The sequence below is a fragment of the Paenibacillus glycanilyticus genome, assembly GCF_030161375.1.
GTDB classification, from domain to species: domain Bacteria; phylum Bacillota; class Bacilli; order Paenibacillales; family Paenibacillaceae; genus Pristimantibacillus; species Pristimantibacillus glycanilyticus_B.
The window spans coordinates 26,637-42,814 of record NZ_BSSQ01000019.1 but is presented as its reverse complement, the minus strand read 5'-3'; the positions used below and the strand labels follow the sequence as shown (position 1 = coordinate 42,814).

General features: G+C 47.6%; 16 protein-coding genes. 1 reads left to right on the top strand and 15 read right to left on the bottom strand.

Annotation, left to right across the window (positions count from 1 at the left end):
- Positions 1–3: 3 nt before the first annotated feature.
- The 14 genes from QQK89_RS24100 to QQK89_RS24035 all read right to left on the bottom strand — a co-directional run bounded on the left by QQK89_RS24100 (position 4) and on the right by QQK89_RS24035 (position 12,708).
- Positions 4–1,038, bottom strand: coding sequence for a potassium channel protein (locus QQK89_RS24100; RefSeq protein ID WP_284241258.1), 1,035 nt, complete (start codon positions 1,036–1,038; stop codon positions 4–6).
- A 70-nt stretch (positions 1,039–1,108) separates the two neighbouring features.
- Complete coding sequence (locus QQK89_RS24095; protein WP_284241257.1) at positions 1,109–2,020, bottom strand: NAD(P)/FAD-dependent oxidoreductase; 912 nt, start codon at positions 2,018–2,020, stop codon at positions 1,109–1,111.
- Between the two features lie 102 nt (positions 2,021–2,122).
- The gene (locus QQK89_RS24090) at positions 2,123–2,509 is read right to left on the bottom strand and encodes an Rrf2 family transcriptional regulator (protein WP_284241255.1); all 387 of its coding nucleotides are present in this window, start codon (positions 2,507–2,509) and stop codon (positions 2,123–2,125) included.
- A gap of 67 nt (positions 2,510–2,576) precedes the next feature.
- The gene (locus tag QQK89_RS24085; protein ID WP_284241253.1) at positions 2,577–3,794 is read right to left on the bottom strand and encodes a Ger(x)C family spore germination protein; all 1,218 of its coding nucleotides are present in this window, start codon (positions 3,792–3,794) and stop codon (positions 2,577–2,579) included.
- A 2-nt stretch (positions 3,795–3,796) separates the two neighbouring features.
- Positions 3,797–5,152: a spore germination protein gene (locus tag QQK89_RS24080; RefSeq protein ID WP_284241251.1), complete on the bottom strand. Its 1,356-nt coding sequence runs from the start codon at positions 5,150–5,152 to the stop codon at positions 3,797–3,799.
- Positions 5,133–6,257 (bottom strand): GerAB/ArcD/ProY family transporter, encoded by a 1,125-nt coding sequence (locus QQK89_RS24075; protein WP_284241250.1) that lies wholly within the window; start codon positions 6,255–6,257, stop codon positions 5,133–5,135. Before QQK89_RS24075 ends, QQK89_RS24080 begins: the two co-directional genes overlap by 20 nt.
- Before the next feature lie 16 nt (positions 6,258–6,273).
- Positions 6,274–6,471, bottom strand: coding sequence for a hypothetical protein (locus QQK89_RS24070; protein ID WP_284241249.1), 198 nt, complete (start codon positions 6,469–6,471; stop codon positions 6,274–6,276).
- A gap of 112 nt (positions 6,472–6,583) precedes the next feature.
- Positions 6,584–7,189 carry a pentapeptide repeat-containing protein gene (locus tag QQK89_RS24065; RefSeq protein WP_284241248.1) on the bottom strand — a complete coding sequence of 202 codons (606 nt, stop codon included), beginning with the start codon at positions 7,187–7,189 and terminating at the stop codon, positions 6,584–6,586.
- On the bottom strand, positions 7,189–7,776 hold the full coding sequence (locus QQK89_RS24060) for a TetR/AcrR family transcriptional regulator (RefSeq protein WP_284241247.1): 588 nt from the start codon (positions 7,774–7,776) through the stop codon (positions 7,189–7,191). Before QQK89_RS24060 ends, QQK89_RS24065 begins: the two co-directional genes overlap by 1 nt.
- Before the next feature lie 123 nt (positions 7,777–7,899).
- Positions 7,900–8,661 (bottom strand): SDR family oxidoreductase, encoded by a 762-nt coding sequence (locus QQK89_RS24055; RefSeq protein ID WP_284241246.1) that lies wholly within the window; start codon positions 8,659–8,661, stop codon positions 7,900–7,902.
- A 187-nt stretch (positions 8,662–8,848) separates the two neighbouring features.
- Positions 8,849–9,811 (bottom strand): acetylxylan esterase, encoded by a 963-nt coding sequence (locus tag QQK89_RS24050; RefSeq protein ID WP_284241245.1) that lies wholly within the window; start codon positions 9,809–9,811, stop codon positions 8,849–8,851.
- 63 nt (positions 9,812–9,874) lie between these two features.
- The gene (locus QQK89_RS24045; RefSeq protein WP_284241244.1) at positions 9,875–10,405 is read right to left on the bottom strand and encodes a cysteine hydrolase family protein; all 531 of its coding nucleotides are present in this window, start codon (positions 10,403–10,405) and stop codon (positions 9,875–9,877) included.
- A gap of 71 nt (positions 10,406–10,476) precedes the next feature.
- Entirely contained in the window at positions 10,477–11,238 is a 762-nt protein-coding gene (locus QQK89_RS24040) for a sulfite exporter TauE/SafE family protein (protein WP_434481768.1), read from the bottom strand.
- 6 nt (positions 11,239–11,244) lie between these two features.
- The gene (locus tag QQK89_RS24035) at positions 11,245–12,708 is read right to left on the bottom strand and encodes a carboxylesterase/lipase family protein (protein WP_284241242.1); all 1,464 of its coding nucleotides are present in this window, start codon (positions 12,706–12,708) and stop codon (positions 11,245–11,247) included.
- A gap of 133 nt (positions 12,709–12,841) precedes the next feature.
- Here QQK89_RS24035 and QQK89_RS24030 point away from each other — a divergent pair, with 133 nt between their 5' ends.
- The gene (locus QQK89_RS24030) at positions 12,842–13,732 is read left to right on the top strand and encodes a LysR family transcriptional regulator (RefSeq protein WP_284241241.1); all 891 of its coding nucleotides are present in this window, start codon (positions 12,842–12,844) and stop codon (positions 13,730–13,732) included.
- On the opposite strand, the gene helD is transcribed toward QQK89_RS24030, so the two are convergent.
- Complete coding sequence (gene helD / locus QQK89_RS24025) at positions 13,717–16,155, bottom strand: RNA polymerase recycling motor HelD (protein ID WP_284241239.1); 2,439 nt, start codon at positions 16,153–16,155, stop codon at positions 13,717–13,719. The genes QQK89_RS24030 and helD overlap by 16 nt on opposite strands.
- Between the last annotated feature and the right edge of the window lie 23 nt (positions 16,156–16,178).

Sequence of the window (16,178 nt, the reverse complement as noted above, 5' to 3'; positions counted from 1 at the left end):
CTCTTAGCTGTTCTGCCGCTTATCTACCTCTAACAATTTGCGGTGCGTCTCTTCATCCGATACGACAAATAACCTGGCATCCGCCGGAATAGGCTCATTTAATTTACGGTTTATCCCTAGGTCATCTCTGTCCGACAACAAGGTCGCCCCATATTCAAGAGTGCCCATGAAGGCATCCTTGTACGTTCTCCACTCCGGACGAACCGGGATTTCATGAATATCATCGCCTACATCGCGTCTGATCAGCTGATTAATAATTTCCGAACTTCCTTGTTGAAGGGCCGCCCGCACAGCCAGCCTCGACACGGCATCATAGGACAGCACGAAATCATTCACTTTAACGTGCCGGAAGTTTTTCGTGTTCTTATCTTGCGTGATCTCCACCGTTGTATGAACGTTAGGATGCAGCCGTTCGATACTGGAAGCGATAAGCAGCGTTTTGCCATCGGCGAGCGCGGGCTCGTCAATTCGAGTATCGGCAAATATAATAACGGCCTTCGCCTGCTTAAGCATCGCTTTCTCCAAGATGTCCTCCGAGGAAGGATCTCCGCTAATGAAATGAATTTCATGCCGGTCGGTTACCGGGTGTTTATCGGATTCATCAATAATGACAATATGGGAGGACGGCGAGAAGGATAGAATCTCGTCAATGGCATACTGGGCTTTTTTGCTCCAATTGATGATGATGATGTGATCTTTACCATGAAAATTCAATTTCCCGGCCTCCCAATGTTTGTAGATCGTAGATAATAAATCGATAATTTTGCCTATAATCAAGCTGAGCAATCCGATTCCAAATACGTATAGGAATATCGTAAACGCTTTTCCTATATTCGTTTTGGCAAAAAAATCGCCATACCCAACTGTCGCCATCGTAGTCATCACCCAATACAGCGCGTTAAACCAGGTATGAAACGTGGAAGGTTCAAGGGCGTAAGCAATCGTTGCACTGCCGAATACAAATGCGATAACCACAATGAAGATGGTCCGGTTAGGCACCCGCAACACCTTCATCATCGTCCTTATAAAAAAGGGCAAATCGATGTCCTCCTCTGAACTAGGATGTTTTAGCTACCTGTTGTATTCGGCGGGGAGGATGTTACTTCCTTTACAAGGAATGCCAATATTCTTCAGTCAAATCAGCCATTACGGACATCGCGGCTTTGCTTCCGGATGCGGCTGCGTAGATCAATTGGGCAGGCATCACATACGCATAATCCCCTGCCGCATATACACCCTCGGCAGTTGTTTTACCGAACGGATCCGTTACGAGAGCGCCGTTATCGGACACATCATAACCTAATGGCTCTTTAAAATTCACTGTCGGCGTTTGAGCGGGATCAATAAAGCCACCGCTGCGCGTTATCGAAGTTCCGTCTGCAAAATGCACCTGCTCCAACATGCCGTTATCCCCCGTGAATCCCGAGACAGGCGTATCAATAACCGCAATCTTTCTTGCAGCAAGCTGTTCTCGCTGATCTTCATTCAGAAGATCAGCATTCCCGTTTGTGCATACAACCAAATCCCGAGTCCATTGCAGCAGAAGCTTCACCTTATGGAAAATTTGCGGAACATCCGAAATGACCACAAGCGGTTGATCTCGAAGTTCCCACCCGTCGCAGAACGGACAAGCGAACAAGCTTTTGCCATAATACGCCTTGATCCCATCGATCTCCGGCAATTGCTCTTTCAATCCGGTCGCCAAGATCACCTTGCCGGCATGCACTTGTTCCCCGGAACGCGTCGCGATGACAAATCCGTCTTCTGTCCTCTGAATATCGGTAACCTCCGTATCCCAATGGTTAACCGTCGGATAACGCAATACCTCTTCGTACGCAATGCGCCGGAATTCGGTTGGAGTCACCCCGTCCCTTGTAATAAAACCATGGGAAGCATGCGTCACTTTGTTCCGAGGCTCGTTATTGTCGAACAAAGCAACCTTTTTCCTCGCTCTTCCAAGCACCAATGCCGCGTTTAATCCTGCAGGACCGCCTCCGATAATCGCTACCTCATAGTTCATCTGAAATAACCTCCCGTTTGTTTTGTGGACTTTAAAGACTCTTAATGTCTATGATTGAAGTAAAATAGAGCATTGCCCGTCTCCCGCGAAGGGCAATGCTGCTTATTTCATCATCAAATCAATCAGCTTCGTATTCTTCAAATGCTGCTCCATCGCACCTTCTGCCGACACCATCACCTGATGGATGCGGCATTCGGGATTTCCGCTACCGCAGCATTCGAAGATCGACGTCATTCCTTCTATGGCATGGATCACGTCGAGGAACGAGACCTCTTCTTTCTTGCCTCTTAACCGATAACCGCCGTTAGCCCCTGAAGCAGATTCAATCAATCCTGCTTTCACAAGCTTGGTCAGAATTTTGGATAAGTATGTTGGTGAAACGCCCTGATGATCCGCAAGCTGCTGGACGCCAACAGGTTTCTCCGGCGCGGCAGCAATAAGATAAGCCATCGTGTGCAGCGCATAATTCGTTGCTTTTGAATATTTCATGTTGATCACCTTATCATAGACTTCATGTGTCTATAATAACTTTAATCCTTCAACTTCGTCAAGAGGATCAATATTTCTTGTTCTTAATCCGGTTTGTGAACGGCTCGCCTCTAATGCCCGAGCGTTGGACATTAATTTTAACTTCAACTTCTACCTCCGCCCTGCTGAATTCCTCATCCCAGCGATCTTTAACCTGCTTAAATTTCTTATAGTTTGAAATCCGCAAAGCTTCGCCAAATCCAAATATATCGGATTTATATTTCTGTTGAACGGTTGTTAAGGTTTCCATTAAATCCTGTTTAATGGACTTGTCTATTTCCTTGTTGATCCGATTGTAATCCTCTGACTTTCCGTTAAAATAATTCGCGCATTGGATCGAATTTATCGTTCCCGCAGCATGCATATAAACTTTCAGGACCGGCTTATCCTGCTTATAAGTCACTTTCTTGTTCACCGAGGCAAACTGCAATGCGATACTTACGAATTTATTTGGACCGCAGTTATAGTTATACAATGTATTTCTCCCCAGGCCTTGAAGGACAACGGCATCCCGAGCCTGCAAATTTTTTAGCTCGCCAACCAGTTTCTCTTCCTTAAACACGGCAATGGACTTCAAGTTGATCTTTGTCTGTTTATTTAATTGCTTGGCATAGTCTATCGACTCTGCCTTTTTATCCGGATTTTGGATTTGGACGTAAGGCAGAGTCGGATTATGTCCGGATTCCGTCAGATTCTTCATGAACTGCAGCAAGGAAGTCGGATAATTACCTCCTACCGAATTATGCAATTCATTTAACTGCCTTAAAATCCCAAAGGACGGAATGGTTAAACTCGGAGTCGTTGTTGCAAAAATATGCCCAAGTTCATCTCCGTTAACGGCAACGAGCGTAAGCGTGTTGCGGATTTGATCGAAGCGGTCCGCAAAATCCAGATAATCATAATCCCCTTTCTCCAAAAGTTGTTTATCAATCGCAATAAGCTGCATATGGCTAAACTCGGGCTTCAGCGGTATTTCCTGCGAAATGATGGCGATAGCGCCGGATAACGCGTCCGCTTCGTTATCAAACACGAAAGAGTTTGAAATATTTTGCCGTTTGGTCTCCGTAAATTCAGACGGATTTATCCCTTCGAAATAAAAGTGGTAACGGCCTTTCTCGCCTTTGGTAACGCCAACTGCCGTTACTACCAATAACTCGCCCGGCTCAACCCGGTCAGCGCAACCGCTAAGCAACATAATGACCAGCATGCAAACCATGCCCGCTATTAACCGTTTTGACGTGTTCATGGTTATGGCCTCTTGATGTTGAATTGCAGGTAGGGATAACCGAAAGAACGTTGGCTTACGAGATAAGCAAACAAGGCAATACATCCGAGAAAAATGCCAAAGATGCCGAGTATGCTGGCAATTCCAATAAAGGCGAAGCGCATTAACCGGACGCTAAACGAAAAGTTATAGTGTGGAAAAGCGTAGCTGCAGAGCCCGGTAAACGCGACAATGATAATAACCACTATGGAGACTATTCCGGCCTGCACGGCAGCTTGTCCAATCACTAGCGCGCCAACGACGGTTAAAGCATTACCGACGATTTTGGGCATGCGAATCGAACCTTCCCTCATGATTTCGAAGGCCCCTTCAACCAGCAATAGCTCAATAACAGAAGGAAACGGCAAGTTGCTTCGAAGACCGGCTATCTCCATCGCTAGGTTGATCGGGATAATCTCATAGTTGTAATTAATGACGCCAATGTAGATTCCGGGCAGCAATAGCGCGATAAAGAAGGTGAAATATCGGAGCAGCCTTAAGAAGACCAACATGGCTTTTGGCAAATACGCGTCTTCTGCCGAATCGAAGAAATCCTGGAACACAACCGGCATAATAATCGCGCTTGGCGTTCCGTCAATTAAGACGACCGCTCTCCCTTCCATCAGTTTGGCAATGCAAGCATCCTGGCGTTCGTTCATCATCAAGGTAGGGAAGAAATTGGTTTTTTGATTGTCTCTCAATTGCTTCATTAAGTGAGTGAGTGTCGTTACCTTCTTCCCTTCAAGCGACCGGATTCTTTGTCTTGCTTCCTCAAGCAACCCCGGATCGATCACGCCGTCCAAGTAGACAAGCACCGCTCCCGTTACCATATCGCTTGAGATATCATAAGATTCGATTTGAAGCGACTTCGTGCGAAGTATTCTCCGCAAGAGGCTTAGATTGGTAACAATGTCTTCCGTAAATGCGATTTTGGGTCCGTAAACGCTTGGTTGTATATTCGGTTCGCTGAGCGCGCGTTCCGAATAGCCGCCAATTTCAATGGTTAGCGCTTCCGGCTCTCCTTCCACAAGCATGCAGACAGAATTTTTATTTAATTGCCGCGCAATAGACACCCATTCGCTCAGGTACTGATAGTTGATCGAAGCAAGCGCTTCAGCCCGGAACTGCTTCAAGCTATCCGTCTTCCCCGCGTACAGATTGAGCGGCAGCATCAGCTTGCTCGACAGGTCGTCGCTGCCAACTAGACTGGAATAATACAGAATCCAGCCTTTTCGGTTGTTGAACACAATGGGCACCTTTACAAAATCCGTTGTTTTGCCAAAGGTACGCTGAATTACGGATTCAAGTTCATCCCAGTTTTCATACAGCGGATTGTTCATTTGGTTTCCTCCATCTGGATTTAATCAGAATGAGGATAAATAATAGCGCCGGAATAATGAATTGGAATGGGATATGGATAAAAAAAGGTACAAAACGAAGACCCGCATTAATATGCTCCGACATATTATTGGAGACATAAAAAGAGATTACCGTGGTTAACAGGACATACGGAATAATAAGGCTTTTAAAGGGTTTCCCGCTATACCAGGCCACGCCTTGAATGGCAGCGTAGGCAAAAATACACACTTTAACAACAACCGTAAGAAGAATGGCAAAAATGATGAACATTTCAATCCTTTCAAGGAAATTGCCAATGGATATATTGCGCGCCGCGCTGACAAGCGGAAACATTGCCCGCTCGCGGATTGAAGGGCCGAATGTAACAAGCTCTACAACGACGGTTAACGTTAACAATAATCCCGCCGCCAGCACGGACAGCATTGCCATCTTCGAAACCTTGCTTGGAAGCATCGGAAACATCGTCCCGATAATAACCGTAAATGCAATGAGCTCGCCAAAAGGAAATTCCAATATTTGCGTAAAAATAGACGGTAAGACGGACATCGGGCCGTCCCCCAGCACGGGCAGTAAATTATGAAAATCATAATTCCCGTCGGCTATTACAAGCGCGAAAAATATAGCCAGGATCGCTGCAAAGGCAAAGCCAAACAACATAAACAAATGAATAAAGTTTTGCGTGCCGATCCATAGGACGTAAATAATGATCGCCATGAAGCATAAAGCCGTCCACTCCAGAGGCAATGCGGGAAGTACGGCATTTTTGATCAACTCGGTTAAATCTCGCATGTCACGGGCGCAAATGTATAAAAAATAAGTAATATAAAGGACGCCTAGCAAAGTGCCCCCGACTTTTCCCAAAGCCAGTTTGAATACATCGTAAATCGTTTTTTGTTTGCTATGACGAATGAGACTGATATACCACCATACCAGAAACATGCCGAAAAACGTGCATACAAGCGTCGCTAGCCATGCGTCTCGCCCCAGATCAAAACCCACGTTCATCAGGATCGCCGTTCCCTCAAGAAACAAAAAGATAAGAACAAACAGTTGATACGGAGAATAGCTATCCATTTTTCTGAGCATCCTGTTCCCCTCCTCTTTATGTTGGTTTTTTCCGTTCTTTCCAATCCATTGCCGCAGAATAGGCAATTGCAAAGATCATAAGCAAAGAAGCCGTGGCTAGTTTTTTCGTTTGCGTAAACGTCACAAGAAAATGCCAATGCTCATTCTCGTACAAACACAACAAATTTAGTGCGCCTACCAGTACAAATATAAGTATTAAAAAGAACGTTCGCATCCTGTCAATTCTCCTCGGCTTGATTTCCTTAGGATGCCAAGGAAAATGGAAAAACATGCAACAAAAAGAGCCATGCTCATTGAGCATGACTCTTTAATGATAAACAGGGATCTTATTTGATTTTCGCGCCATGAGAGATCGCCATTAAGACGGCTTGATCCCGGTCCATCCTGAGACCAGCAACGGTTAAGCTTTTGAAATCTACTCCATCCATTGCTGCTCCTCTTACGTCGGTTTCAAATAATTTAGCTTTGGCGAGCACCGTCATCGACAGGTCGCAGTCCCGCATGTCGGCTTTTTCCAAGTTTGCTCCGTAAAAGTCCGCTTCCTGAAATTTGATGCCGCGCAGATTCTGCTTCGAGAGCCTTGCGTAACGCAGATTCGTATAGGACCAATCGCCTTGAATAAGAGTAATTCCGTCCAGATTGGCGTCGGTGAAATCCGATCCCGTCATTTTACAGACTTCGAATTTGGCAACAAACAGATTAGCCCCTTCAAACTTGCAATTCTCGAAGGCCGACTCCTTATGTATGGATCCATTCAGCATAGCTCCTCTGAAATCGCATTCGATGAACCGGCAGTTCACCGACATGATCTCTTCAAGCGAACCATGAGCAAACGAGCAGCGATGGAAGGTACATCCGATCAGCTCTCCGTATTTTAAATCTTGCGATCCAAATTGAACTTCTGTATAAGTTTGATCCCGATATTGAAACATTAGTTGTTCTCCAATCCCCTATCCATTGCAGGAATTTGATACATGGATTTCAGAATATGGCTCAGCTGCTCGCTCATAAATTCAGGCGTTTGGCTGAAGCCCTCCTCGCTCCATTGGATGAGTAAACCCATAATGGCATTAACCTGATATGAGATAACAAATGTATTAGGCGATCCGTTTGATCCGGTGCTTTCAATCATGAGACCTTTGATCTTCTCAAACAAGGAATAATAATACGAAATGGAAGATTTCTTATTAAATACGATCTCATAAAAAGGCTGGTATTTCTTCACATGATGGAAAATCCGGATCGTTGCGGGATCTAGCTGAATATGATTAATTTCCTTCGCGTGTCGATAGGGCTCGTAATATGACTCCTCCAGATCCTTCAGCAAATGATGAAGATGTTCATCGAACAATGTGCCCACATCCGGATAATGCAGATAAAAGGTCCCTCTGTTCACGGATGCCTCCCGGCATAATACGGAGACGGAAATGGCTTCAAGCGCCTTTTCCTTTAACAAGACTAGCAAAGCCTGATGCAGGGCTTTTTTTGTTTTGATAATTCGCAAATCGTTCTCGTTCATAACCTACACCTCATGCTCCCTATCTTGCGATTCAACGTTGACCAGCCCTTTTAGTATAGCATCATCCAGGAATAAAAAAAGTTGCAAGCCGTTAAGCCTGCAACTTATTTCGCCATCATTCGATTAGAATCCTGCAGTCCAGCCGGCATCCGCAGCAAGCACAACTCCGTTTACGAAACTGGATTCATCCGAAGCAAGGAACAAGGCCACTTGCGCGATTTCTTCCGGTTGTCCGACGCGCGGAATTACGCCTTGCGTTACTTTCGTACGGGAAGCGCCAAACTCATTGACATTGTTCATCGAAGCGGTAATATTTGTCATCGTTGCACCTGGAGCGATAGCGTTGCAGCGAATTCCTTTTTGAGCGTACATGAACCCCGTATTTTTCGTAATGCCGATAACCGCATGTTTGGAAGCCGTATAAGCCGCACCTGCATGCGCGCCGCTGAAGCCGCCGGTCGACGCGGTATTAATGATTACGCCTTTGCCTTTCTCCAGGAAGATCGGAACGGCTTTGCGAATGGCGCGCATGACGCCTTTTGTATTTATATCAAAGATAAGATCCCATCTATCGTCTTCCACATCGCCAATAGCAGCCATGTTATCCATAATGCCCGCATTGTTGACAAGAATGTCCAACGTTCCGAATTGTTCAACCGCCGTGTCGATCATCGCGTTAATGTCGCTCAGATTCGCAACGTTTGTTTTTACGGCAATGGCTTGTCCGCCATTTTCTTTAATTCCCGCAACTACGGCTTCAGCGCCTTCCAGGTTCAAGTCCGAAACAACAACCTTTGCCCCTTCTTTCGCGTACAGCTCGGCGATTGCTTTCCCCATACCTGAAGCCGCACCGGTTACGACTGCTACTCTGCCTTCCAAACGCATAACAAATCCCTCCGCATGATTAAAGTTATTGAACAGTTGTTCATTATTATTATAGATACGTAATTGACAGTTTGTCAAATAGATTAGCAATTATCTGCTCGCCAAGAAGCCTTACCTGACTACATTGCCGTAAAACGGAAAAAGGTGCTGTCTCATTGCGAGACAGCACCTTTTCTCTATTCGGTCATCAGAACCATTCGCCGAAATGTTGAGCCAAATACGCCAGCTTCACTTCCGTCTGCTTGCCGCCTCCGCCTTCATGCCCGTTAAACGGATAAATGTTGATCTCCTTCTTCGATTGAATCCGGTTATAGGTGGCAAAATACATTTGAGCCGGACAAGTCTCGTCCTTCAGCGCCACAGAAGCCAGAACCGGACAGGAGATCCGGTCGGCCAGATTCATCGTGTCGAAGTAACTCAAATTGTCCATTACGAGATCCATCTGTTCCGGATGCCGTTTCAGAAATTCCGCTACCGCGCCAAAAGCACCGTGATTGCCTTCGATCCGTGCTACGATATTACTGTTGCTTGGCACGTCTACCATGGCCAGCTTCGGACGGTTATCGAGCGCAACGACTGCCATTCCAAGCGCGCCGCCCTGGCTTCCGCCTTCAATGACGATCTTGTCCGCATCAACTTCCACTTGGGCGCAAGCATAATCGATCGCTTTCAAGCAATCCATATAAGCGAACCGATAGTAATATTCATATTTGTTATGTACGCCTTTGCTCGCTACATTCGCCATAAAGCCATGGGAATAGCTAGCGTTGTTGCCCGTCGGACCGCCTTGATCCCGGCAATCGACAGACAAGACCGCCATCCCCATCATCGCCCAATGCATAAGGCCAGCCGGTTCCCCCCGGCTTCCCGAGAAACCGTGATAATGGATCAGACAAGGGTACTTTTCCTGCTTCATAAAAGCTGGGATAATAAGCCAGCCATGGATCCGGGTCTCATCCATTCCGTTATAAGAAATGTCATAGACCTTAACGTGCTTACTCGGATAGTCGATCAAAGTCCGTTCAGGCCTAAGAGGAACATTGTTCGCCTGTTCAATGGTATCCGTCCAGAATTGCTCCAGATCCTCTTTCCCTGTCAGAGGTGGTAGATACTGATATAAATGATTAGTTACCTCTTCAATGTATCCCATCTTCAAGCCCCTTCGCATTTTCTTAACTACATTAATTATTACGTTAACTATTAATGCCGCTAATTAAAATTCCAGCGCTGCCGTTTCCTTCAGCACGGCAATCTGACCAAATGCCTCATTGTGTTCAGCAATGATCTGCTCTGCTGTACGGCCGCCTTGTCCAAACGTGCTGTGCGCATCGGCCACGACCGTTACCTCATAACCCAAATCGACGGCTCGCCAACATGTCGCATTGACGCAATAGTCCGTTTGCATGCCGGTCAGGACTAGCTTCTTAATGCCCCTTGCTTCAAGCTCCTGCTGCAAATTCGTCTCATGGAAAGCATCCGGTTCGAATTTCTGAACGATAAGATCCCCTGCCGCCTGAACAAGAGCCGGATGGATCTCCCAGCCTGGCGAGCGGGTTGCGAGCGGCCCCTCTTCATCCTCGTTATGCTGGACAAAAATAACCGGTGTCTCGTTCTCCCTTGCTTTGGCAAGGAGCAGATTAATCCGTTCTAACAGCTGCTCGCCCTCAAACACGGGATATTCCTCGGGAAACATATACATGCCAACCTGAACATCGATCACCATTAAGGCCGTTTCTTTGCTCATTATCGATTCGCCTCCTTATTTCCGTTTCAGACTAAAATAAGAAGTTCGAGATCTACCTTGCGGTCTCCTCTTTAAATCAGCAAAATAGTCGCGCCTAACATCGGCGTAATAACCATGCAAGTCTTGAGCATAATGGCCGGTACGCGCTTCGTAAATTTAGCTCCAACATAAGATCCCAACATGGTCCCCACAACAACGGCAACAAGCAGCTGAATATCCAAGTAACCGACCGAATAATAACCGGCTCCGCCTGCCAGTGCAATCGGGACAATGACCATCATGGTTGTCCCTGCAGCAAGCCGCATGGACAATCCAAGCAGCAGCATAAGTCCAAGCTGGATAAACGGCGTCGATCCGATGCCAAATAAACCGGATAACGTTCCGGTTACTAACCCTATAGCCGCAGCCGAAGCGTAGAACTTCATGCCTCTTGATTGGAGTGGGGAGTTGTGTTGATTACCCGTACGTTTCGCTTGATAAGCCATTCTGAACCATAAGGCAAGTCCGGAACTAAACAACATCCCCGACGTCATCCAACCCAAATGATTCTCTGGGATATAAGAGGACCAGCCTGAACTGACCCATGCGCCAATCGCTCCCGCTGCGCCAACAACGGCACCGGTCTTCAGCATCATATTGCCTTCCCGGTAATGGCTGACGGAGCCGGATAGCGACGAGAAGAACATCGCGGCTAATGCCGTTCCGAGCGCCGTATGAATCGGGTAACCAAACACAACGGTCAAGATCGCAATAATAAATCCCGATCCTCCCGCTCCGACAAAACCTAATAATAATCCCAATAAGAGCATCACTGCCGCAACTTCAACAAGCATCATAGCTTAAACCCTCCACACCTGATGTTCACAATGAATTCCAATCGGAGGGGCTAACCGCTTCTGCACAAAACTATTCAAATCCAACATCATTACGGAATGACCGTCACCATATTCAGACCACTCCGAAAGCCCGGGAACGCGAGGATCTCCGCTTCGAACAAAAGCGTTCCACGCCATCCGCATGTTTGTCGCAAGCCCCCTTGCATCGCCAGCTACGTAATAAGGATCGTTTGTATCGACGGCTTGTGCCGGACTTTCCAAATAGTTAATCAAGCTGCCGTCATAACCATGCACGGCGCCAAGCGCCCCGCCATAAGTTAACCGGTACATCCATACGGGCGTACCCTCTCCCGCTACGGCATTAGCCAGTTGCATGCAGCCAATCTCGTACAAGTGCTCCGTTAACGTCTTGCTCCAAGCTTGAGCAACGGACATAGTCTCGGAATGGCGGAGGAATGTCTGCCACACCATTCGTCCGTTCTTGCCAAATAAGCGCTCGAGTGTAGCGGCGTCCGGTTTCTGCAATTCCGGATCATACATAATAAACGAGGCTGCTTCATCTTCATTTGTCCCAATTAAGAGCGGCGGCAGATCCCCCCTACCCTTGAATGCGTCAAGCGGATGAAGCGGAATATGAATACCGTCGGCAACCGGACCAAACATATGCAAATTGCGCGATGTATCCGGCCCAATCTTCACCTGCGTTTCAATTAGCTGTTCGGCCGGAAGCTCCAGCAGTTTCTTGGCATCATCCGGCTTAAGGCCAAGTTGTTCAAGAAGCCGGCTGGTCGTTAATGAGGCCGTTTGTTTATCGCGGATGGACTGGGTAGCGCCGCTTTGCGCAATCGCGCGGCTGAACAGTCCTTGTGACGCCTTCATGGCATACAGAGTAGCCGTACATTTGGCACCTGCGGAATTCCCCAGCACGGTTACTTGTTCCGGATCGCCGCCAAAGGCAGCAATATTAAGCTGCACCCACCTCAGCGCGGCTATAATATCCAGCATGCCGTTATTGCCTGAAGAAGCGTATTCTTCTCCGAGAATATCGCCTAAATAGAGGAACCCTAACGCACCCAAGCGGTAATTAATGGATACATAGACAAAGCCGTCTTCGGCAGCATAACGGGAACCATCGCAATCGGCGCCTTTCCCGGATGTAAATCCGCCTCCGTGGATATAGACCATAACCGGACGGAGCTGACCGGTACAACCGGCAGTCCAAACATTTAGATTCAAACAGTCCTCGGAATGCTGAAGCTCCGGCATAAAACTATTCGGATCGTATTTCTGATGCGCGATTGAACCATACTGGCTGCAATCCCGCACTCCTTCCCACTTCGCTGGAGGTTCCGGCGGCTTGAATCGAAGTTTCCCGGCTGGAGCTGCCGCGTATGGAATACCACGAAATACATGAGTGCCGTTTAACTGCAGGCCCTTTACTTGGCCGGATAAGGTTTGGATGATCACTTGTACGTTCTCCCCTCCTATTGTGCTGTGATCATTATAATCTTGCTCATTCATAATCTCTAATATATATTTAGTCATAATTACGATAAACCACAGGTTATGACGAATGAAGATCAAGAAGGTGAACATAGAGATGGAACTTCTACAATTGAAATATTTCCAAACCGCCGCACGAATGGAGCATATGACGCAAGCCGCCAAACAGCTTCATATCTCTCAACCAGCGCTTAGCAAAACAATCGCATCGCTCGAAACCGAGCTAGGCGTTAAGCTATTTGAACGAACAAATAAATCAATCCGGCTCAATGAACACGGCAAACATTTTTTGAGCAAAGTCGATCTGGCCTTGCAAGCCTTGGAGGATGGCAAGAGAGAACTTCAGGATTTGACGGAAGCTCCTTCCGAATTTATTGCGCTTGACGTGAGAGTCTCCTCCCACCTGCTTCCCGGGTTACTTGCGGAGTACCGCAAATCGAAGCCGGATACGCAATTTCATTTGCTTCAGCATATAGCCGCCGGAGACCATCCGAAAGAATTTGATTTATGTTTGTCCGACGGCGCAACCCCGCCTCCCGGCTGCAACTCGGTCTCGCTGCTTCGCGAATCCATTGTTGTCGCGCTTCCCGCCGATCACCGGCTTGCCAATCAAGAGCGGCTCAGCCTGCAACAATTGAAGGAGGAAAGATTCATTAGCCTTCCTCCCGGCAAGTCATTGCGGGAAACAACAGATGCCTTCTGCAGGCTGGCTGGCTTTACGCCTCATATCCAATTCGAGAGCGACGACCCGGCTACTGTCCGCGGGCTGATCCGGGCCGGCCAAGGATTGGCTTTTCTTCCGGCCATTACCTGGGGAGGTTCAACCGGACCGGATGTGGTCACCATCCCATTAATGGAGGACTATTGCGAACGCACCATATCTCTTCATTGGCCCAAAGGAAGGTATTTGACCCACACGGTTGCTTCCTTCCGAGATTGCACGATTCAATACTTCAGTGAACTTGCGCAACCTTATTCCAAAGCTTGAACTTCATACAACGCGGGATTCAGAGTTTGCAGGTACGGCGACCATTCGCCTGTCATATACAGATTGAGCCTATGCATGGCACGGGTACAAGCGGTGTAAAAAAGCTTGCGTTCGCTTTCTCGTCCATAAACTTCAGCCGATGCGTCATAAATGAGCACGGCATCAAACTCTACTCCCTTAGCTAGATAAGCCGGAATGACCATAATCCCGGACTCAAAGGTCAACGTTTCTCTGGTGACGAGGTTTATTCCGGTTATCCCACGTTGCTTTAATGACTCATAGGCTTCGTTGCTTTCGGCAGCCGTCTTCGTAATGATGGCGATTGAAGTGTGACCGTCTGCTTGGAACGACTCGATATCGCGAGCGATCTGACGCTGCAATAACTCGCGGCTGCCTGCAATCGTAATCAGCGGCTTGATGCCTTGACGGTTAAACGGGATGATATCTTCGCCGCCCGGCAACATCGCCTTTGTAAACTCCACATTCTCTTTGGTCGAACGATAACTTCTGAGAAGCGGTATTAACGTAGTATTTTCTTCGCCGTATAGGTGGACGAGCGGCGAATCCCCTCCTTGCAATTTGGAGGACTGCGTAAAGATCGCTTGCCCGAAATCGCCAAGCACGGTCATGCGGGCATTCGGAAACAACTTTTTAAGGAACGCATATTGAAACGGAGAGTAATCCTGGCCTTCATCCACGAATATATGCCGAACGATCGTATTCATCCGGGAACCTTCAATTAACTCCTTCAAGAACAAATACGGCGTGGCATCCTCATAAAACAATTCTTGTCGGCCCAGCTTCATCTTTGTTTCCATGCACACGCCAGGCCAATTCACCGGCACATCTTCCCCATCGGTCATTACTCCGTAAGCAAATGCTTCTTCGTTAAACAATTGCGCGTACAGACCGTTTAGATCAATAAACTTATACTTCTTCACGATTCCCCGCAAAGGTTTGAAATGCTCCTTCACGATCATTTGGCGAAGCAGCTCTTCTTGCTGCTCGGAGAAATCAAATACGTCATCTTCTCCTTGATTCGCAAATTTGTTCATGCGGTCGATAGCCTTTGCATAACGTTCAGACACATCAAACAACTCTTCCTCGCGTTGGAACTTTCTCAAGGTCTCGCTGTAAGCCGCGGAATATTGTTCGGTGTCCAGATAATTCAACTCGTTATCTACCCAATCGGCTTGCTGCTCCTTGCGTGCGGCCTTCCGCAGCTCTTTCATTAACCATTCCTGGAGCAGTGCAACCCGGTTTGCCAGCCGCACGGTAGGATCGTAGCTGTAGAACTGGTTAGCCATTTGTTCGGCTGTGATCAGATCGGTGCCACGGAAGCGAATGTCCTTAAACAGCATGCCTTCCTTGTTCAACCAAACCGCGTAATGCCGCAACGCATGGAGAAAACCTTCCGAAGCTTTGTACCGAATGCTGTCCATCCGAGCCTCGTACCCAACACTTGCTTCCTGCGTCAATACATATTCGATCTGATCAAACGGATCCTCCAGCTTCATCGTCGTTCCAAGCCAATAAGCAAGGTATTCCTGGAACGTCGTCTGCTGCATATTTTCTTCGCCAAGTTCGGGAAGAACGGTGGAAACGTAACTATTAAACATCGGGTTTGGCGAAAACAACACGATCTGATCGGCTGTGAGCCGCTCACGGTGTTTGTATAACAGATAGGCGGCACGCTGGAGCGCGGCGGAAGTTTTCCCGCTTCCGGCTGCCCCTTGCACAATCAGCATCCGGCTGGAATCGTTACGGATAATGGCGTTTTGCTCTTTCTGTATAGTGGCTACAATACTCTTCATCTGGTTATTGGCCCCTTGGCCAAGTACCTCCTGCAGCATGGAGTCGCCGATTGTAACGCTAGCGTCGAAGAAGTTCATCAGCTCGCCGTCTTTAATCTGATATTGACGTTTGAGCTCCATGTTGCCCGCAATGTTCCCACCAGGCGTTGAATAAGTTGCCGGACCCGGCGAATAATCGTAATACAAGCTCGCAACCGGCGTTCTCCAATCATAGACCAGGAAGTTCATTCCGTCCGACGCAAGGAAGGACGATAAGCCGATATAGACTTGCTCAACCTCGTTGGAACCATCTTCCTTGAAGTCGATCCGGCCAAAATAAGGCGATTGGACAAGCCGCTTCAAGCTTTTATATTGCTGCTTCCGCTTCTCGTGCGTCCGTTCCCGTTCGGATAATATCGCCGCCTGCTGATTAATGCTGAAGAAGGTTTCTTCGAAATCTTCATCCGTGCTCGTATTGACCGATACTTCCTCCCAGAAGTGCTTACGAATATTCGAAGCCTGCCCGTACAGCTGGGCAACTTCCGGTTCCAGCTCAGCTATTTTTTCCTGAAGCTTCTCTTTCACTTCGTCCAGACGGTCCTGTTCCAGTTCCCATTCTTGGTTCATCATCGTAATTACCACACTCCTAAAAA